The following is a 19,226-nucleotide window of genomic DNA, read 5'->3' as shown; positions in this document are numbered from 1 at the left end:
TATTCAAGGTGAAAACGGGGGTGAGTTTATGGCCGAACCGGGACGCAGTTCGTACTGCTGGCTTTTGCCGCGGGATGTCTTGTGCTCAGCATTCGCCATTTTCAGCAAAAGGGCTTTTTGTGGAACAATGCCTGGCTATTCGCTTCCGAACAGGAACGCAAACATATGGACAAAGCCCCTCATTACCGTCAGTCCGCCATCGTGTTTGCATTGCTTTGCCTGATTTTTCTTCTTTTGGCTGCGGAAGTCCGATGGAAAACCAGCTGGCTCCTTTGGCTGGTGGGCGGCACGATGGCTGTCACATTGGTCTACGCCGTGGCATCTTCCGTCCGCAGAGTTTAACAAAACCGGGTCCCAATACAGGGACCCGGTTTTTTGATGATATCAGACAGGTGCAGCTTCCTGCTCTTCCCAACGCGCCCGCACCAGACGATTGACCAGGAAAATCACCACTTCTTCTCCCAACAGAACCAGCGCCCAGGGACTTTTCAAAAACAGAACCACTTTTCCCAAAAAAGGAATGTGCGTTACATACGTTCCCAAAATGTCCGAACGAACAGTTTCATATCCGTCCAAATCGGTCGTGTGTTCCGGGTGCGTTCGGTAGAGCAGCTGCCCCAGCTCCCCATCCCATTCTGTGTGGCTGAAGCGATGCGTTTCAGTAATTTGTTCCCCAAACCGGTTCGCGCGGAAGGTGATGATTTGCTCGGGCTCCAATGTCAGAGAAGCATCCGGTGAAACCTGACGCACAAGGACCAGCGAAAACGTGGGAATGGTAGGCTCCATGCTTTGGGACAGCACCACATAGCAGCGGAAAGGCAGCAGGCGCCCCACCTGCTGGGGAAACAACAGGTAGGTGCCAATACATAGGGCAAGCACCCCCATGAGCAGCCAAAAGACTGCGGCCCTAATTCGCTCAGCCATTTCTTCCACTGCGCCCCGTTTCTTTCAATCAGCTCAAGGTTGCCGTCACGTCAAATTGAATCGGTGTATCGGCGGACACCTTGTCCGCCACATTGTCACTGTTGACCGTGGCCTTGATGGTGTATGTGTTGGTTCCTTCAATGGCCGTATCCGTGAAGCTGGTACCGGAACCGCTCACGCTGCCTCCGCCGCTCTGCGTAACCTCAAAGGTAAAATCAGATGTGCTCGGGCCCGAATCTCCTTTTACCGCAATTTCCAAATCCAACTGCGTTGCCAGATCTCCCTCATTCTCCACCGTGAACGTCACATCACCCGAAGCGGAAGGATATGCATCCAGCGTGCCGCTGTCGCTGTTCATGGTGAAGTTGCTGGTCTCTACCGTGACGGGTTTGCGCAGGGTCACTGCCGTCGTACTTGCCGTTGCGGTGGTTTTGTCGTACACGGCAAACGTGCCCGCAGAGGTCACCACAACTGCTGCTGCCGTTGCCAGAGAAAGCCAGGTTGTCTTTTTGAACATGATCCGATCCCCTTTTCGTCTACTTTTTTTGTATTGTTTTCAGCAATGGTTATCATATCACATGTCCAAAATATTGAAAAATACCTGTTTCTTTATAAGTAGCCATATCAAAATTGATATGGCTTTTTTTAAATTTAAATCTTCTGCAAATTGTTTCAAAAAGGAGCGGGCCGGCTGAGACAGCTCTTCTCTGTCCCGGTGAAGAAGCAGCAAATTTATCTGCACCGGAGCATCTGTCAGCGGTACGCTGCAAATTTGGGAGCACTGCAGTTCCTCCCGCTGCCACGCATTGCCCACAATGTATCCGTTGGTACTGCGCAGCATACGCAGCACCGAGTGATAGCTGTTGACCGTGATGGTCCGCCGCGGCCATTCGCTGGGGCGCCGGAGATCATCCAACAGCGTCTGGTTCAGATGGCTGAAAAAATCCCCCGGCAGAAGAACACGCGGGTACTCAAACGATCGGCGGCATTCCAAGCCGTCCGCCTTTGCCAAAGGATGGTCCCGCCTGACATGAACATACATCGGACGGGGATCATCCAGCGGCGTCACGCACACATTTTTGCCGGCAGCCATCTTTAAAAACACCGGCAGCTGCGTGTCGTTCACCACTGCCAGGCCGATTTCGGCATCCAAAGCAGCCACCTTTTCCAGGGCAGGCTCCAGCGTGGTTTCGTAAAAACACAGCTCGGTATCCTGCGCTGCCATGTGCTCGTAAACATGCAGCAAAAGTTCATCTTTTAAAAAGAGCAGCGCCACCGCCACATGCAGCCGGCTGACCAGCCTGGCGTCCTGCGTGTCCCGCAGCCGCTCCAGCATCTGGAATTTATCCAAAATGGACTGGGCCTAGTAATACATTTGCCGCCCGGTCTGTGTGGGGCGCACCCCTTTGCTGGTGCGTTCCAAAAGTTCGCAGCCCATTTCCTTTTCCAATGCATTGATGGTGCGGCTCAGGCTGGGCTGGGCCACAAACAGTTTCTGCGCAGCTGCGCTGATGCTGCCGCAGTCCACCACTTCGATAAAATATTGAAGCTGCCTGCGCTGCATAATCGTTCCTCCTTTTCCCCGCGGTTTCCGAAACAGTTCATTCATGGTTTCGGCTATTTTTTACTGCTTTAATCTGCAAATATCCCTGCTTCTTCACAAAAAACAGGCAGCAGATTGCTCTGCTGCCTGTTTTGAATTGACTTTATCTTATTTGGACAGACGGGCACGCAGGTCAGCCAGCTGTTTGCGCAGCTCAGCGGGCACACGCTCGCCGATCTGATCGTACAGCTCCTCTACGCCCTTGACGTCTTCCAGCCACAGATCGTTGTCGATCTCCAGCAGGCCCTTCAGGACATCCAGAGTGATGTCGGACAGGCCTTCGATGTTGATGTCTTCTGCCTTAGGCACATAGCCGATCGGGGTTTCCACCGCGTCCACTTTGCCCTCGCAGCGATCCAGCATCCACATCAGGACACGCATGTTGTCGCCGAAGCCCGGCCAAATGAAGTGGCCGTTGTCATCGGTGCGGAACCAGTTGACATGGAAGATCTTGGGAGCTTTGTCGCCCAATTTCTTGCCCATCTCCAGCCAGTGGCCGAAGTAGTCGCCCATGTTGTAGCCGCAGAAGGGACGCATGGCCATCGGGTCACGACGGACAACGCCCACAGCGCCGGTAGCGGCAGCAGTGGTCTCAGAAGCCATGGCAGAGCCCACATACACGCCGTGCTCCCAGCTGAAGGACTGGTACACCAGCGGAGCGGTCTTCGCGCGGCGGCCGCCGAAGACCATCGCGGTCACAGGCACGCCCATGGGATTGTTGAACTCTTTGGACAGGCAGGGGCAGTTCTCAGCCGGAGCCGTGAAACGGGAGTTGGGATGAGCCAGCTTGCCGCCGTTGGCAACATACTCTTTGCCGTTGACGGGAATACCGGTCCACTCCTGAGCATCCTCGGGAGGATTCTTATCCAGGCCTTCCCACCACACAGTGTTGTCCGCCAGGTTGTGGGCAACGTTGGTGAAGATGGTGCCCTTCATGGTGGTGTGCAGCGCGTTGGGGTTGGATTTCTCGTTGGTGCCGGGGGCAACGCCGAAGAAGCCGTTCTCGGGGTTGATGGCATACAGACGGCCGTCCTCACCGATGTGCATCCAGGCGATGTCGTCGCCTACGGTCCACACTTTATAGCCCTGTTTTGCATAAACCTCAGGCGGAATCAGCATGGCCAGGTTGGTCTTGCCGCAGGCAGAGGGGAAGGCAGCGGTGATGTATTTGGTCTCGCCATTGGGGCACTCGATGCCCAGGATCAGCATGTGCTCGGCCATCCAGCCCTCTTTCATGCCCTGGTAGGAAGCGATGCGCAGAGCAAAGCATTTTTTGCCCAGCAGCACGTTGCCGCCGTAACCGGAGTTGATGGACCAGATTGCATTCTCTTCGGGGAACTGCACAATGTAGCGGTTCTCCTCGTTGATGTCGGCTTTCGCGTGCTGGCCGCGCACGAAGTCGTTGGAATCGCCCAGCTGACGCAGCGCTTTCACGCCGATGCGGGTCATGATGTCCATGTTCAGGACAACGTAGATGGAGTCCGTGACCTCAATGCCCACTTTGGAGAACGGGCTGCCGATGGGGCCCATGCAGTACGGAATCACGTACATGGTGCGGCCTTTCATGCAGCCGGTGTACATGGGAACCAGTTTTGCTTTCATCTCTTCGGGGTCCATCCAGTTGTTGATGACGCCCGCGTCTTCTTTGTTCTTGGTGCAGATGAACGTGCGGCCCTCTACACGGGCAACGTCGTTCTTCGCGGTGTGATGCAGAACGCAGCCAGGCAGTTTCTCCTGGTTCAGTTCCGTCATTTCGCCAGTTTTGAAGGCTTCCTCGCGCAGAGCGCGCAGCTGACCCTCAGAGCCGTCGATCCAAATGGTCTTGTCCGGAGTCATCAGGTCTTCCATTTCTTTGACCCAGTCCAGAACATGCTGATTGTTCGTCAAAGCCATAATTGAATCACCTTTCCTTTAAAAAATCCCTCTCGCATAAAGTGGTGAACAGAACAGTTCGATCAAAATGCGATTTGGTTTCATTATACCTTTTTGTTAAAAAAAACACAAGATTTTTCCGGGAAAAAGCCGCACTCTTTTTCCCGGATGTGCCGATTGTGCGCTTTTTGCGGATATCTTTGCAAAAAAGGCGGTCGTCCCGCAGGACGGCCGCCTAGCCGAAATTACTTCGCAGCTTCCACCAGAGCCTTGGTGTCGCGGGCAATCATCAGTTCCTCGTTGGTGCAGATGACCAGCACTTTCACGCGGCTGCCTTTGCCGCTGATGTCCATGATGTCGCCGGTGCGTTTGCAGTTTTTCTCCGGATCCACGGAAATGCCCAAAAAGCCCATGTTCGCACACACGCTGGCACGCATGCGATAATCGTTCTCGCCGATGCCACCGGTGAAGACCACGCAGTCCAGACCGCCCATGGCCGCAGCATAAGAACCGATGTATTTCTTGATCTGATAAGCCAGCATCTCGGTGGCCAGCTTGGCGCGCTCATTGCCGGCATCCGCCGCATTGGTCACGTCGCGCATATCGCTGGAAACGCCGGAAACACCCAGCAGGCCGCATTTCTTGTTCAGGTAATCGGCCATCTCCTGACCATGGATGCCCAGTTTCTGCTCCATGTAAGTCACAACGCTGGGGTCTAGGTCGCCGCAGCGGGTGCCCATCAGAACACCGGCCAGCGGGGTCAGGCCCATGCTGGTGTCCATGCACTTGCCGGCTTTGACCGCGGAGATGGAGCTGCCGTTGCCCAGATGGCAGGTGACCATCTTCAAATCGCTGCTGTTCAGGTACTCAGCAGCCGCCATGCTCACATAGCGGTGGCTGGTGCCGTGCGCGCCATAGCGGCGGATGGAGTACTTTTCATACATCTCATAGGGAACGCCGTACATATACGCCTTGGCGGGCATGGTCTGATGGAACGTGGTGTCGAACACAACCACGTTGGGGACCTTCTCGCCAAATACAGCCTTGGCGCTGCGCAGGCCCTGCACGTGTGCCATGTTGTGCACGGGAGCCAGCGGCGCGATCTCTTCGATTTTGTCGATGATGGCATCGGTGACGATCTCAGATTTGGTAAAGAACTCGGCGCCCTGCACCACGCGGTGACCGATGGCGGAAATCTCGCTCTTGTCTTTCACCACAGCGCCCTCGCCCGTGGTCATCATTTCGACTACCTTCATGAACGCCTCGGTGTGCGTGGGGAACGGCACCTCCTGGCTCCATTCGCCGCCGTTGGCCTTGTGGGTGATCTTGCTGCCTTCAATGCCGATGCGCTCGCACAGACCTTTGCACAGCACGCTTTCGTCCGTCATATCAATGAGCTGATATTTCAGAGAGCTGGAACCGCAGTTGATGACCAGAACTTTCATAGTTTCTTTTTCCTCCTAAACGTTTCAAATGCCCGCCTTTTGATCAGCAGGCACTTTTCTTCCTTATCTTTTTTATTATATAATGGTAAAAATTCATTTGCAAGGCACGAAAGGGGTTTTATGTTGAAAATCGTTGGAATCATAGCGGAATACGACCCGTTTCACGCCGGGCACGCCTGGCAGATTCAGCAGGCACGGCAGGCGGGCGCCCGGGCCGTGGTGTGCGTGATGAGCCCTTCCGTAGTCCAGCGGGGCGGATGCGCTCTGTTCCCCACCCCGGTGCGGGTGCGGGCGGCACTGGCGGGCGGCGCGGATCTGGTGCTGTCCCTGCCCGCTCCCTACGCCACGTTGAGCGCCGAGGGGTTTGCCGCGGCCGGCGTGCATCTTTTGAGCATGCTGGGTTGTGTGGACACCCTGTGTTTCGGCGCGGAAACCCCTGACCCGGAACTTCTGCACCGGACGGCCCAAACGCTCCGCAGGCCGGAGTTCCAGCGGGAGATGCGTCATGCGCTGCGCCAGGGCGGCGGCTTTGCCGCAGCCCGAGCTGCCGCGGCCGAAGCCGTTCAGCCGGGCGCGGCAGCTCTGCTGGCCAGCCCCAACAACATTCTGGGCGTAGAGTATTGCAAAGCGATTCAGGCTCAGAAAAGCCCGCTGCAGGTTTTCGCTTTGGCACGGCGCGGTGCCGCCCACGGAGAAGCCACCCCCGGAGACGGCTTTGCCAGTGCCAGCGCCCTTCGCACGCTGTTTCAAGCCGAGGGTGCCGACGCGATGGCGCCCTACGTTCCGGCCGCCTGTCTGCCCCTGTATCTGCAGGCGCAGTCGGAAGGCCTGTTTCATGATCCCACAGCAGGCTCCATCGCGATCCTGTCACGGCTGCGCGGCCTCTCCGCCCAGGATCTGCTTCGTGTCCGCGGCGTGAACGAAGGGCTGGAGCACCGTCTGTACCAGAGCATCCAGTCCGCAGTGAGCCTGCCTGCCCTCTACGCAGATTTGAAGACCAAGCGCTACGCCCACGCCCGACTGCGCCGGCTGGTTCTGGACGCCGCGCTGGGGTACGGAAAGCAGATCCCCGCCCTGCCGCCCTATCTCCACGTTCTGGGTGCCAGCGAGCAGGGGTTAGCCGTGCTGAAAACTGCCAAAGAGACCGCACAGCTTCCCCTCTCCACCTCTCTGGCCCGGCTGCGGGACATCGCGCCCGACTGTGAACGCATCGCCCGCGCCCACAGCGACGCAGAGGATCTGGCAGCGCTGTGCCTCGCCCGGCCCCAGCCCTGTCAGACCGCCTACACGCAACCCTTTCTTCGCGTTTAACGATCAAAAAGGCCCCGTTCCCAAAGGAACGGGGCCTTTCTTTATGCGGGTGAATTATACTATCAAGTGCAACACTTTAGGGAAATAAAAAGGAGTTCATACAGCCCCCTGTGGTAGAATGAAGTTACCACACCACCAAACCACCGGAGGGAACTGTATGAACTACCATCATCTTACCATAGAAGAGCGCAGTTGTATACGGAAATATTATGTGGATGGTCTGAGTTACCGGGAGATTGCCCGGCTGATTGGGAGAAACGTGAGCACGGTGTCGCGGGAGATACGGCGAAACTGCACCCATATGTATGACATTCCGACCTACTACCCCCACACGGCGCAGAAGAAGTACCTGCTGCGGCGCTCCTACTGCCACCGCGGGATGTTCCATTCCCAAGAAGTGATCGACTACATAGAGGAAAAGCTGCGTGCGACGTGGTCGCCGGAGCAGATCGCCTGTACCCCTTGTGAACGAAAGATGCCCAGCTGGAGTACCATCTACCGGTGGATCTATGAGAAATACCTGGTAAATGGCAATCTGAAGGTACTGCGCCGCAAGGGAAAGAGCCATGGAGTCAAGGAAACGCGGGGAAAGTACAGCAAGGGAAAATCCATCCGCAAGCGGGACAAATCGGTGTACAGCCGCCAGGAAGCCGGACACTGGGAAGCGGACACCGTAGTGAGTGGCCAGGGCAAAAGCAAAGCCTGCTTTGCCACCCTGGCGGAGCGAAAGACCCGGTTTTACATTGCCGTGAAGATGCCGGACCGGAGAGCTGAGACCATGGAAAACGCCGTTGTCGCTGCCCTGTCCGTCTTTCCACCGCAGCTAGTCAAAACCATTACCTGCGACCGGGGCACAGAGTTTGCCAACTGGCGCCGTATTGAAGAACGATTGCATTGCGAGGTCTATTTTGCCGACCCGTATTGTGCCTGGCAGAAAGGCACAAACGAGAATCTGAACGGTCTGCTCCGGGAGTTTTATCCCAAGGGCAGAAATCTTTCCCGCGTTGCTCCCGCCACATTAAAACGAAACCTGGCGTTGTTGAACGCCAGGCCTCGCAAAGTTCTTAACTTCCATTCTGCCCGGGAATTATGGGACTTTGAACTCAATTCCTGTTGCACTTAGTTTGACAATTCACTATGCGTAATGATACACCTTCCGGAACCGAACCAGACACCAGATGGACACCGCCAGCGACAAAACTTCCGCCACCGGGATGGCCAGCCAGATGCCGTTGACGCCCCAGATGCGGGGCAGCACGAAAATGCACAAAACCAGGAAGCCAAAAGTGCGCAGGAACGATAAAAACGCCGACACCTTTCCATTGGACAGCGCAGTGAACAGGCCCGAGGCAAAAATGTTCACGCCCTTGAGCAGGAAGGAGATGGCATACAGCAGCATTCCGTGCAGGGCAATGTCGAACACCTGCGTTCCGCGCCGGGCGAAGAAGCCCACCACCGGGCCGCTGAACGCCAGCGAGGCACCGTAAGCCGCCGCCGAGCCCACCGCGATGAACAGCAGGCTGAGCCGGAACAGCTTTTGCAGGCGCTCGTGGTTCTGCGCCCCGTAATTGTAGCTGAACAGCGGGGCCACGCCGGAGGTATACCCCAGAAACATTGCCACAAACAGGAAATCCGCATAAAACACAATGGTGATGGCTGCCACGCCGTCCTCGCCCAGCCAGCGCATCATTTCCAGATTGAACAGGAAGGTGGTCACCGCGATGGCCAGGTTGGTGACCATCTCGGAAGAACCGTTGGCACAGGCCTGCACCAGAATGTCCCCACGCAGCACCGGCTTTGTGAAGTGGAGGTGCTGGCTGCGGCATACCGAAAAATAGATCAGCCCCGTCACGGCAGGGATCATGAAACCAATACCCGTGGCAATGGCCGCCCCCTTGATGCCCATTTGCAGCGGCACGATGAATACATAGTCCAGAATGATATTGGCCAGGCCCCCCGCCACGGTGGATATCAGCCCCAGATTGGGCCGTCCCGCTGTGACAAACAGATACTGAAACAACAGCTGAAGCACCGCGAAAGGCGTAAATCCGCTCATGTAGATGAGATAGTCATAGCAGTGCTGAAAAATGGCATCGCTGGCCCCCAGCGCCCGCACCAGCGGGGAAGCGAATACCAGGCCGCCCACGCCGATGAGAACGCCCAGGACTGTGCCTGCCGCCACCACCAGCGAAAAATTCTCCCGCGCCTCCTGATTTTTCCCCTCGCCCATCTGCCGGCCCACAATGGCGCTGCCGCCGGTGGCCAGCATAATGCCTACCGCAAACACCAGATTCAGCGCCGGATACACAATGTTCACCGCACTGAGCGCGCTGGTTGCCACAAAATTGGAAACAAATGCACCGTCCACCATGGTGTAAAACGAGTTAAAGATTAACATGATCATGGTGGGGATGGTAAAACGAAGCAAATACCCGGGCGTGACCGCCCGCTCCATGACGTTCATCAGAGTTCTCCTTTCTCCAGCTGACTCAATTGACAAAAAGACCGGTGAATGCTCTCCAGCATGTCGCACAGCATGGCCACCTCTTCCGGAGAATGGCGGCGCTCCACCTCATCCAAAGCCGCATACAGCACCCGGTCATACGCCCGGTATTCGGCGCGCACCGGCTCGTTGACGCTCAGGTAAAAGACCCGCTTATCTTCGTCGCTCTGGGTTTTGGTCACAAGGCCCAGCCGCTCCAGTTCCTTCACCTTCAGTGTCACGGCGGACTTGGCAATGTGCAGCATGTCCGCCAGTCGGCTGACCGTGCACTTGTCCGTATAGGCGATCAGATCCAGATACAACAGGCTGTTGTGCGTGATCCCCTGGGAAATGGCGCCGTTCGCCAGGCGAAGCTCATTGACCACCATGCCTACGTAGAAGCGTTCCATGCTCTGCCGCAGATCCATTTTCATCCACTCACTTTGTTTCATAAATATAATTATATTTGCTTAACTAATTGTAGCAAACCCGCCTTTTCCTGTCAACAGCCCGTAAAAAAACGGACCTCTCCATACAGAGAGGTCCGTTTTTTCGTGTTATCCGCGTCCAAACAAACGGGTTTTCCGCATCATTTTCGCGGCCAGCTGCGGCGTGAGCTGTTCCGCCTTCAGGCGCCAGCGCCAGTTGTTTCCGCCCAGCGTGGAGGGAGTATTGATGCGCCCCGCCGCCCCCAGGCCCAGCCAGTCGGCCATGGGGGTCACAGCCAGCTTTGCGGGGCTGGCAAGAACGCCCCGCAGCATGCCGTCCACCAGACCTTCTTCCTCATTCAGGCCCAGATAGGCAGTGGCTTTGCGCCGTTCTTTCGCGGGCGCATGGCGCAGCCAGTCGGCCACGGTGGTGTTGTCGTGCGTGCCCGGATACGCAATGCAGTTTTCCGGGTAATGGTGCGGCAGATACTCACTGTCGCCGGACGGATCAAAGGCAAATTGAAGCACCTTCATCCCGGGGAAGCCGCTGTCGCTGAGCAAACGGCGTACACTGTCAAACATCTCGCCCAGGTCCTCAGCCACAATTTCCGCTTTGCCCAGCTGCTGCTCCACCTTCCGGAACAGCTCCATGCCCGGCCCGTTGCGCCAGGCTCCGCCCCGGGCGTTTTTGGCACCATAGGGGATGGCGTAATAGGTGTCGAAGCCCCGGAAGTGGTCAATGCGCACCATGTCGTACAACTCCAGCGCAAAACGAATGCGCCGCACCCACCATTCGTATCCGGTTTTCCGATGATAATCCCAGTCATACAGCGGGTTGCCCCACAACTGGCCATCCTCAGAGAAATAATCCGGCGGGCAGCCCGCCACGGCCGTGGGGGTACCGTCCTCATCCAGCTGGAACAGCTGCGGTCCGGCCCATACATCGGCGGAATCTGCGGAGACATAGATGGGCAGGTCTCCCAGAATGCGCACTCCCTGCTTTTGGGCATGTGCCTTCAGCGCGCGCCACTGGCGCTGGAATTCGTATTGGCAGAATTTCCAAAAATGGACTTCGCTCTCGTGTTCGGCGTACAGCGCATCGATGGCGCTTTGGGCGTGGTCCCGCTGCGGCTGCGGCCACTGGCGGTAGTGGACCCCGCCGTTCAGTCCCTTGGCCGTCATAAACAGCGCATAATCTTCCAGCCACCAGCCCTGCTCATAGCAAAAGTGATAGTAGTCATCCGGATACCATTTCGAAAATTTTGCAAAAGCCTTGCGCAAAACGGCGAAGTGCGTTTTTTCCACTGTTTCGTAGTCCACCTTGCCGTCGGTGCCAAAGCGCAGAGTTTCATAATCGGTTTTTTTCAACAAGCCGTCTTTGCGAAGCAGGTCAAAATCAATGAAATAGGGGTTTCCCGCAAAAGCCGAACAGCTTTGATACGGGCTGTCGCCAAAACCGGTGGGAGAGACCGGCAGGATCTGCCAGACCGCCTGATGCGCCTTCTTCAAAAAATCAATAAAATCATATGCCGGTTTTCCCAGCGTGCCGATGCCGAACGGACCGGGCAGGCTGGCCACCGGCATTAAAATACCGCTTTCCCGCATGTAAATCCTCCTCGCGTGGGTTCAAAGTTCAACATAAGCATTATAAACGAAAATAAATGGATTTTCGCGCCAAAAAATCAGCGTTTTTTTTAGTGTTTTTCACAAGTAGCTATGGTATTATGTTATGGAGTTATACATAGCATGAGCACAGACTGGAGGCTTTCATGAACGGGACGAAAAAGCTTTACTACGATGAGCCCTACCTCGCGCAGTTCTGCGCAAAAGTACTTTCGTGCACCCCCCTGCACGGCGGGCAGTTTGCCGTTGTACTGGACCAGACCGCTTTTTACCCGGAAGGCGGCGGCCAGCCTGCGGACCACGGATCTCTGGGCGGTGCCTGTGTGCTGGACGCCCGGGACGAAAACGGAACCGTGGTGCACATCACAGCCTCTCCTGTGCGCGTGGGTGAGACGGTGCAGGGCGATGTGGACTGGATGCGCCGCTTTGACCATATGCAGCAGCACACCGGAGAGCATTTGCTCAGCGGTGTGATCAAGTCCCAGTTCGGCTACGACAATGTGGGCTTTCACATCGGGCCGGACGTGGTCCGTGTAGATGTGTCCGGCCCTTTGAGCGACGGAGAATTGCAGGAGATCGAGCAGGCGGTCAACTGGGTGATCTGGCAGAACGGACCTGTTCGGGCGCTTTGGCCCACTGCGGAAGAACTGGCGGACATGCCTTACCGCAGCAAAAAGGAAATTGAAGGCCCGGTTCGCATCATCGACGCAGCCGGTGCGGATCTGTGCGCATGCTGCGGCACCCACGTGGCACGCTGCGCCGAAGTGGGCGCAGTCAAGATCCTCAGTGCGCAGAACTACAAGGGCGGCACCCGCTTGTCGGTGGTGTGCGGCATGCGCGCGCTGCGGGATTACACACTGAAATGCGAAAACGCTTCCCGCATCAGCACCCTGCTCAGTGCCAAAGTCAACGAGATCGCTCCGGCGGTGGAGCATCTGCAGGACGAGGCCGACGCGCTGAAAGCACGGGTGGCCCGGCTGGAAACGGAACTGTTTGAAAGCCGCGCCCGGCAAATGGCCGGGGCCGAACATCCGGTGGTATTTGAAGATGACCTTCGGCCCGACAGCCTGCGCAGATTGTCCTGCGCGCTGAGCGGCGTATGCCCCGGCGTGTGCGCAGCTTTCTCCGGCAGCGATGAAACCGGCTATTCCTACGCACTGTTTGAAAAAGACGGCGACGTGAGTGAATGCAACCGCGCCATGAACAAAGCCCTGAACGGCCGCGGCGGCGGGCGGGGCGAAGTGGCGCAGGGAACGGTCCACGCCACCCGCGCCCAGATCGAAGCCTATTTTCAATCCATTTAAAACAAAAGCACCGGCCCGACGGCCGGTGCTTTTTATGGTTCAAGGCTCTTGCGATACTGCTGAATCAACAATTTGGCCGTGTCAAAATCCAGCTTTTCCTCCACGGCCAACCGCTTAATCAGCGCCACATAGGGGTCCGCCGCCTGCTCTTCCGTCAGGCGGATTTTTTGAATCAGCCGGTCCAGCCGCAGGCGAACGGTGGGATAGGTGACGCCATACGCCCCGGCCATTTCCTTCAGACTGCCTGACGCCAGCAGAAATTTTCGGATGAACTCCACATCCTCCTCTTCCAGCCCGGCCATCCACTCCGGCACCACTTCCACTGCCATGGATTCTTCCTCCTTACAAATCCTGAAGATTCATCTTCTCCAGTTCCCGCTGCTTTCTGCTCTTACTGCGCACCACCCCGTAAATGAGCAGAAAAACATAGGTGGGCAGATTTCCCAGAAGGAAATTCATCCCGATGGATGCCGCGATCACCAGCGGATCGGTGCTGGTTGTACTCTGGGGATAGTTCAAGCTGGAAAACAGCGCCCACAGCAGCGAAAGCCCCGGAAGGATCAGACCCGGCCACCACGCTTTCTTGCGCGCCAGCATGCGCTCCAAAAAACACAACCCCACAAATACGGCGCCCAAAACCAGCGGCACCAGCAACACAATTGTACCTGCCATGACTGCCATCTCATTTCTCCCCTTTCTGCCCATAGTATATACTTTAATTTTATTAAAGTCAATCTTTAATTTTATTTTTTATAAAATTTTATTTCCATCCAAAATCGCGGTGCATAAAGAGTCTCCCTCATACACCAGTTTCAGAGAAAAGAAGGGGACATCCCAAGCCAGAAGGTCCAAAAAAATGCGGTCCCCCTCCCAGAGTTCGAGCTTCGTCACCTGTGACACGGGCACCCAGGCCAGTTCGCCCTCATCACAGGCGTGAAGCGTGCCGGAAAACCGGGTGGAAGTGAACAAATGCATATATTCCGTTCCCCACTGGTCGGACACAAAGGTGACGATTCCCCGGGGCCGCACCTCTTCCAGTGCAAGGCCGGTTTCCTCCCGCACTTCCCGCCGGGCGCACTCTTCCGGGCTTTCGCCTTCCTCAAACTTTCCGCCCACGCCGATCCACTTGCCGGCGTTCTCATCCTGCTGCTTTTTCACACGGTGCAGCATCAAGTAGCATCCGTCTTTCTCCAGATAACACAGCGTCGTATTTTTCACGGTTCCACACTCCTTTGTATCAGCATACCACACCGGGCCGCTTTGTGGTATACTGTTTTCAAAACAGAAGGAGCGATGCGCATGACACAAGTGACAGCGGCACAGATGAAGCAAATCGAGCAGGCAGCCAATGCCGGCGGACTGTCTTACCTGCAAATGATGGAAAACGCCGGGCAGGCAGCGGCGCAGCTGGCATTAAAGCGATGCCCCGCTGCGCAGACTGCCGCCGTATTCTGCGGCAAGGGAAACAACGGCGGCGACGGATTTGTAGTGGCGCGGCTGCTGCATCAGGCAGGACTGCAGGTGCAGGTGATCCTGACCGACGGCCCCCGGCCGGCCACGCCGGACGCCCTGACCAATTTCCAGCGGGCCTCTGCACGGGGCATCGTCATCCGTGAAAACAACGACGAAGCAGACGCTTTTATCCGGTCCGCGGACCTGCTGGTGGACGCGGTGTGCGGAACAGGCTTCCATGGAGAACTGCGCCCCGGCGCGGCACAGGCAGCCCGTCAGATGAAGGAAGCACCGGGCTTTGTACTGGCGCTGGATATTCCCAGCGGTGTGGAGTGCGACACCGGTCGTGTGGCCGAAGGTGCGGTCCTGGCCGACTGTACCGTAACCTTTCATGCTGCCAAACCCTGTCACACACTGGCCGCCCGGCAGTGCGGCGACATCGTGGTGGCAGACATCGGAATTCGGCTGTGATCCGACAAAAACATTCAAAAACGCCCGTCCGGCTTTGCGCCGAACGGGCGTTTTTTCTGTCTATCCTGGACCGGCATTCCGGCTTGCTTTAATTCTCTGTCTGAACATCCATCAGATACTCCAACTCCCAGCCGTCGTTCAGCCGCCACAACGCATAGAGCCAGCTCTGTTCGGAACACGCCGTTCCCCACGCCTGTTCACCCTTCCACTGAACCCGGCAATGCCAACGAGCCTTTGGTTCCTTTTGCAGAGCCAGCGCATACAGCTGCCCGTGCAGATCCTGTGTTGTTTTCTGGGGCTGCGGCGTTCCACATGCCAGAAGACAAACCGCCAAACCCGCCACACAGATTGCCCAACGCCGCATCAACATCCCCTCCTTTGCCCATCATTATACTCAATATATTTAGTATAGTCAATGTCTTGAGCATGGTAGCATACAAATGAGGTGGGGCGTGTGATCAGTTACGAACCGTTTTACAAAACATTGTACCGCAAAAACATGACCGAATATCAGCTGATTTTCAAGCACGGCGTTTCGGCCAACACCCTCCATCGGATGAAGCACGGCAAAACCATTACATTGAAAACACTGGACACTTTGTGTTTTATCCTGGACTGTCCGGTTTCAGACATCATTGAATACCGCAAAGAATAAAAAAAGCGGGATGCCAAGGCATCCCGCTTTTTGCTTAGTTGAGCGCTTTGTAAACGCGCTCCAGTTCTTCTTCATCCTCACTCACCAGGAGTACAGGGTGCGTATAGTCCAGGCTCATCAGGCCCAGAATGCTTTTGGCATCCGCAATGCTCCCCTTGGCGTCGTGCACGCCGATATCGTTGTAGCAGCGAGATGCCGCGTTCATAATGTTTTTCACTTCATTGAAATTGGAAATCTTAATCTGCTTGACCATTTTGGTTTACCTCTCTTCCAGTCAGCATAGATTTGCGTACTTGTAAGGCCTCACCATCCAGTTTATGGTGTACTCTCCCGTCCTTACGTTGTGCATTATATCATAAGTTTTCCCATTTGTCTTGTATAAAATACACAAATCATGGTTTTGCGTTTCTTTTTCTCGCTATTCAACAAAACTGCATTTCACCAAATTTTGGTTTTGTGCAGTTCGGCAAGAAAAAAGAGGGGCTATTTGCAACTATTTTGTTTCACTCTCTTTGCCTTTCTCTTTTTAAAGCTCCAAAAATCCATATTGAGAACAAATTGTTACAACAAAAACTGTTTTTTGAACAAGTACATCTTCTATTCGGATGGTTGTTTTCCAAAATTCATGCTATAATTGAAAAAAAGCACAGATGCGGTGAGAGAAAATGAATTTGAAATTTTACCGTGACCCACAGCAGGTACACGACTTATTAAATATGTTCAGCCAGAGCACCGGCGATTTTTATGTATTTTTTGACTGCCTCACCCGCACGGTCGCTTTTTCAGAAAATCTGAGGAATGTTTTTGAACATCCCGCGGCAGACAGGCTTGTGTGCACTTTGGAAGAGTGGCGCAAAAACGTGGATGTGCGGGACATTGCCCGTCTGGAATCTATTTTTCAGGATCTGCTTGCAAAAAAGTACGACGCCTATGATCTTTATTACCGCGCAGTAGACCGCAACGGAGAACTTCTCTGGATCAACAGCCGTGGGAAATGTTTCACAGGGCCGGACGGCCGTCCGCTGTACGTTCTGGGGCGATTGTCCCGGGCCGTTCCCGCCGAACTGCCGAGCTCTGCGTCTGATTTTCAAATTGCCGAACTGAAAAAAGAGACGCAGAAGCTTCTTTCCGGCATCAAGGACGGATTCTTGCTTTTGATGGACGTAGACGATTTGAAATCCATCAACCTGAAAAGAGGGCGCGATTTTGGTGACGCTTTGTTAAAAGATGTAGCCCACGTTATTCAGAACGAAACGCCCGGAGACCAGCGTTGCTTTCGTGTCAACGGCGACTGGTTTTCCATCAACCTGCCCGGGGCCAGCTCTTCTGATGTAACTGCCGCATTTGGCCGTATTCAGCAAAAGCTGTCCGGTCAGTGTACCCTGTCCGCCGGCTGCGTTTCTTACACAGACTATGCCACCCCTGATGCCGACACGCTGCTGCAATATGCGGAAATTGCGCTGGACACGTCCAAAGCCCACGGCAAAAACCAGTTGAATTTTTTCTCGCCGGAAGACTACGAAAAAAGGCTGCGCACACTGGAACTGCGGGAAGAGTTAGAGGCAAGTGTGACTTCAGGATTCAGAGGATTCTCGCTTTGCTATCAGCCGCAGATTTTCTCCGGCTCTTACGATTTGTATGGAGCAGAAGCACTGCTTCGCTACACCTCTCCCCGCCTGGGGCCGGTTTCCCCCGTGGAATTTGTGCCGATCCTGGAACAGACCGATTTGATTTATCCGGTGGGCATGTGGGTATTGGAAACTGCCTTGGCTCAGTGCAATGCATGGCGCGCCAAAGCCCCTCAGGTGCACATGAGTGTCAACATGTCTTACAGCCAGCTTCGAAAAAGCACTGTGAAGCAGGATGTTTTGAACGCGTTGCGGCGCAGCGGGTTGCCCGGTTCCGCACTGACCATTGAAGTAACCGAAAGCATGGAACTGCTGAATTATCCCGATCTCAACCAAATTTTCCGCCAATGGAAAACTCATGGCATTTCCATTTCTGTGGATGACTTCGGGACGGGATACTCCAGTTTAAGCCGGCTGAAAGAAATGGACATCGACGAAATCAAAATAGACCGCTGTTTTGTAAACAACATTCAGAAAAGCGTCTATAATCAGCGTCTTTTAAACAACATCGTGGAACTGGCGGACGGTTGTCAGATCCACGTATGCTGCGAAGGTGTGGAAACAGCGGAAGAACTGGCCCTTCTGGAAAAATTGCAGCCCTCTTTGTATCAGGGCTTTTTATTTGCCCGCCCCTGCTCTGAAAAAGAGTTTTCCGCACAGTACCTGTGCCCCAAAGAGGAACTCCCATGGGCCTCGCTTCGCCAGAAAGTCAGCCTTCCTTCTTCCGCATCCGAAACGCTGCCTTCTCCGGACGCCTCGGAAGAAATTGCGCAGACCATTCTGAATGCGGAAACCGATATTTTCTATCTCAGCGATCTGGATACTTATGAATTGTATTACTTGAATCCTGCCGGCCAGAAAACCTTTGATGTGCGGGATTACAAAGGCAAAAAGTGTTATCAGGTGCTGCAGGGCGCCGATAAGCCCTGTTCCTTCTGCACCAATGCATTTCTGCGCCGTGACTCGTTCCATTTGTGGGAGAACAAAAACGAATACTGCGGACGCCATTTCCTGTTAAAGGACAAACTGGTGGAATATCAGGGCAAAAACGTGCGATTGGAAGTGGCGCTGGACATCACCAAGCAGGAACTGGTCAGCGAGCAGGCCCGCGAGCGTCTGGCTTTTGCGGACCGAATCGTGGGATATATGAACACGCTGTCGCGCCAGTCGGACTACGACCGGGCGGTGGATCAGGTTTTGGCATCGGTGGGTGATTTCTATCAATCGGATCGCGCCTATTTGTTTGAGCCGTCTCTGGTCCATCCCGGCCACTGGGACAATACCTTTGAATGGTGTGCACCCGATGTTTCCCATCAAAAAGAAAACCTTCAAAATGTGTCGCCGGACGCACTTGCCCGCTGGCTGGCCATTTTTGAAAAGGAACAGTCCATCATTCTTCACAACCTGGCACCTCTGCGGGAAAGTTCTCCTGTGGAATGGGAGATTCTGAGTCAGCAGGGCATTCATCGTCTGATTGCAGTTCCTGTGCGGGATGAAGGAAAAACCATCGGCTTCATTGGCGTCGACAACCCCCGGTATGCCATTCACGACGATTCCCAGGTGCGTGTGCTGGCCGGCTTTTTGCTGACTCGTATCCGTCAGGACCGAAACGAACGCCGGTATCAGGCGCTGCTGCGAAGCAGCGATCAGGACGTTTTGGCTGCGCTGCAGGTTGGTTTTTGGCTCATGCGCCTGGATCGAAGAGAAACGGTGCCCCGTCAGATTCTTTTTAACGAAGTGGCGGCCCGCCTGCTTGGATTTACACGGGACTGCTCGCCTGCCGAAAACTGCAGGGTCTGGTATTCCCGCATCGTGGAAGCAGACCGCCCGAAGCTGGAAGAAAAGCTGCATCAGACCGTGCAAAACGGTGCTCTTCTGCAAACGGCCATTCATTGGCGTCATCCTCAGAAAGGAATCGTCCTGCTGCGCTTCTCCGGTATACGGCTTCAGAGCACGGATGACTGGATCGAACTGAAAGGTTATTGCCGTATTTTGGACGAAACATGATTTTCTCAAACCAAAAAGGCG

General features: G+C 55.2%; 21 protein-coding genes. 7 read left to right on the top strand and 14 right to left on the bottom strand.

All coding sequences use genetic code 11. From position 1 onward, the window contains the following. Positions 1-165: 165 nt before the first annotated feature. Positions 166-342 carry a hypothetical protein gene (locus ACKTS9_RS13250; RefSeq protein WP_407881336.1) on the top strand — a complete coding sequence of 59 codons (177 nt, stop codon included), beginning with the start codon at positions 166-168 and terminating at the stop codon, positions 340-342. Between the two features lie 42 nt (positions 343-384). Here ACKTS9_RS13250 and ACKTS9_RS13245 read toward each other — a convergent pair whose 3' ends face one another. The 6 genes from ACKTS9_RS13245 to ACKTS9_RS13220 form a co-directional block, all read right to left on the bottom strand. After that, the gene (locus ACKTS9_RS13245) at positions 385-924 is read right to left on the bottom strand and encodes a hypothetical protein (RefSeq protein WP_349216194.1); all 540 of its coding nucleotides are present in this window, start codon (positions 922-924) and stop codon (positions 385-387) included. 28 nt (positions 925-952) lie between these two features. Beyond that, positions 953-1,441: a hypothetical protein gene (locus ACKTS9_RS13240; protein WP_349216193.1), complete on the bottom strand. Its 489-nt coding sequence runs from the start codon at positions 1,439-1,441 to the stop codon at positions 953-955. A gap of 57 nt (positions 1,442-1,498) precedes the next feature. Next, positions 1,499-2,275, bottom strand: a complete 777-nt coding sequence (locus tag ACKTS9_RS13235) for a LysR family transcriptional regulator substrate-binding protein (protein WP_349216192.1) — start codon at positions 2,273-2,275, stop codon at positions 1,499-1,501. A 12-nt stretch (positions 2,276-2,287) separates the two neighbouring features. Beyond that, positions 2,288-2,488 carry a LysR family transcriptional regulator gene (locus tag ACKTS9_RS13230; RefSeq protein ID WP_349216191.1) on the bottom strand — a complete coding sequence of 67 codons (201 nt, stop codon included), beginning with the start codon at positions 2,486-2,488 and terminating at the stop codon, positions 2,288-2,290. A gap of 147 nt (positions 2,489-2,635) precedes the next feature. Then, on the bottom strand, positions 2,636-4,420 hold the full coding sequence (locus ACKTS9_RS13225; RefSeq protein WP_407881333.1) for a phosphoenolpyruvate carboxykinase (GTP): 1,785 nt from the start codon (positions 4,418-4,420) through the stop codon (positions 2,636-2,638). A gap of 224 nt (positions 4,421-4,644) precedes the next feature. Then, positions 4,645-5,844: an acetate/propionate family kinase gene (locus ACKTS9_RS13220; RefSeq protein ID WP_407881330.1), complete on the bottom strand. Its 1,200-nt coding sequence runs from the start codon at positions 5,842-5,844 to the stop codon at positions 4,645-4,647. A gap of 120 nt (positions 5,845-5,964) precedes the next feature. Between ACKTS9_RS13220 and ACKTS9_RS13215 the strand changes: the two genes are divergently transcribed. Together ACKTS9_RS13215 and ACKTS9_RS13210 are read left to right on the top strand one after the other, a co-directional pair. Next, positions 5,965-7,155 carry a nucleotidyltransferase family protein gene (locus tag ACKTS9_RS13215; RefSeq protein WP_349216188.1) on the top strand — a complete coding sequence of 397 codons (1,191 nt, stop codon included), beginning with the start codon at positions 5,965-5,967 and terminating at the stop codon, positions 7,153-7,155. Between the two features lie 157 nt (positions 7,156-7,312). After that, positions 7,313-8,278 carry an IS30 family transposase gene (locus ACKTS9_RS13210; protein ID WP_407878926.1) on the top strand — a complete coding sequence of 322 codons (966 nt, stop codon included), beginning with the start codon at positions 7,313-7,315 and terminating at the stop codon, positions 8,276-8,278. Positions 8,279-8,290: 12 nt separating this feature from the next. On the opposite strand, the gene ACKTS9_RS13205 is transcribed toward ACKTS9_RS13210, so the two are convergent. The 3 genes from ACKTS9_RS13205 to malQ all read right to left on the bottom strand — a co-directional run bounded on the left by ACKTS9_RS13205 (position 8,291) and on the right by malQ (position 11,670). Then, the gene (locus ACKTS9_RS13205; RefSeq protein WP_349216187.1) at positions 8,291-9,619 is read right to left on the bottom strand and encodes an MATE family efflux transporter; all 1,329 of its coding nucleotides are present in this window, start codon (positions 9,617-9,619) and stop codon (positions 8,291-8,293) included. Further along, positions 9,619-10,065, bottom strand: coding sequence for a MarR family winged helix-turn-helix transcriptional regulator (locus ACKTS9_RS13200; RefSeq protein WP_407881324.1), 447 nt, complete (start codon positions 10,063-10,065; stop codon positions 9,619-9,621). Before ACKTS9_RS13200 ends, ACKTS9_RS13205 begins: the two co-directional genes overlap by 1 nt. Positions 10,066-10,194: 129 nt before the next feature. Continuing rightward, positions 10,195-11,670, bottom strand: a complete 1,476-nt coding sequence (malQ, locus tag ACKTS9_RS13195) for a 4-alpha-glucanotransferase (protein WP_349216185.1) — start codon at positions 11,668-11,670, stop codon at positions 10,195-10,197. Between the two features lie 164 nt (positions 11,671-11,834). On the opposite strand from malQ, the gene ACKTS9_RS13190 reads away from it, so the two are divergent. Further along, on the top strand, positions 11,835-12,992 hold the full coding sequence (locus tag ACKTS9_RS13190; RefSeq protein ID WP_349216184.1) for an alanyl-tRNA editing protein: 1,158 nt from the start codon (positions 11,835-11,837) through the stop codon (positions 12,990-12,992). A gap of 32 nt (positions 12,993-13,024) precedes the next feature. Here ACKTS9_RS13190 and ACKTS9_RS13185 read toward each other — a convergent pair whose 3' ends face one another. The 3 genes from ACKTS9_RS13185 to ACKTS9_RS13175 form a co-directional block, all read right to left on the bottom strand. After that, entirely contained in the window at positions 13,025-13,321 is a 297-nt protein-coding gene (locus ACKTS9_RS13185) for a DUF2089 family protein (protein WP_349216183.1), read from the bottom strand. Positions 13,322-13,334: 13 nt separating this feature from the next. Next, positions 13,335-13,664, bottom strand: coding sequence for a hypothetical protein (locus ACKTS9_RS13180; RefSeq protein ID WP_407881321.1), 330 nt, complete (start codon positions 13,662-13,664; stop codon positions 13,335-13,337). Between the two features lie 78 nt (positions 13,665-13,742). Further along, the gene (locus ACKTS9_RS13175; protein WP_349216181.1) at positions 13,743-14,210 is read right to left on the bottom strand and encodes an NUDIX hydrolase; all 468 of its coding nucleotides are present in this window, start codon (positions 14,208-14,210) and stop codon (positions 13,743-13,745) included. Between the two features lie 81 nt (positions 14,211-14,291). On the opposite strand from ACKTS9_RS13175, the gene ACKTS9_RS13170 reads away from it, so the two are divergent. Then, a complete protein-coding gene (locus ACKTS9_RS13170; RefSeq protein WP_349216180.1) occupies positions 14,292-14,915 on the top strand; it encodes an NAD(P)H-hydrate epimerase in 624 nt (207 codons plus the stop codon). A gap of 88 nt (positions 14,916-15,003) precedes the next feature. Here ACKTS9_RS13170 and ACKTS9_RS13165 read toward each other — a convergent pair whose 3' ends face one another. Further along, positions 15,004-15,279, bottom strand: a complete 276-nt coding sequence (locus ACKTS9_RS13165; RefSeq protein ID WP_407881318.1) for a hypothetical protein — start codon at positions 15,277-15,279, stop codon at positions 15,004-15,006. A 90-nt stretch (positions 15,280-15,369) separates the two neighbouring features. Here ACKTS9_RS13165 and ACKTS9_RS13160 point away from each other — a divergent pair, with 90 nt between their 5' ends. Continuing rightward, positions 15,370-15,570, top strand: a complete 201-nt coding sequence (locus tag ACKTS9_RS13160) for a helix-turn-helix domain-containing protein (protein ID WP_349216178.1) — start codon at positions 15,370-15,372, stop codon at positions 15,568-15,570. A 34-nt stretch (positions 15,571-15,604) separates the two neighbouring features. On the opposite strand, the gene ACKTS9_RS13155 is transcribed toward ACKTS9_RS13160, so the two are convergent. Beyond that, positions 15,605-15,823: a hypothetical protein gene (locus ACKTS9_RS13155; RefSeq protein WP_349216177.1), complete on the bottom strand. Its 219-nt coding sequence runs from the start codon at positions 15,821-15,823 to the stop codon at positions 15,605-15,607. A 412-nt stretch (positions 15,824-16,235) separates the two neighbouring features. Here ACKTS9_RS13155 and ACKTS9_RS13150 point away from each other — a divergent pair, with 412 nt between their 5' ends. Then, complete coding sequence (locus ACKTS9_RS13150; RefSeq protein ID WP_407881315.1) at positions 16,236-19,205, top strand: EAL domain-containing protein; 2,970 nt, start codon at positions 16,236-16,238, stop codon at positions 19,203-19,205. The last annotated feature ends 21 nt before the right edge of the window (positions 19,206-19,226 follow it).

The sequence above is a fragment of the Owariibacterium komagatae genome (assembly GCF_045865535.1).
GTDB classification, from domain to species: Bacteria; Bacillota; Clostridia; order Oscillospirales; family Ruminococcaceae; genus Ruthenibacterium; species Ruthenibacterium komagatae.
The sequence above is the reverse complement of the archived record's forward strand: the minus strand, read 5'-3'. Positions and strand labels throughout refer to the sequence as shown.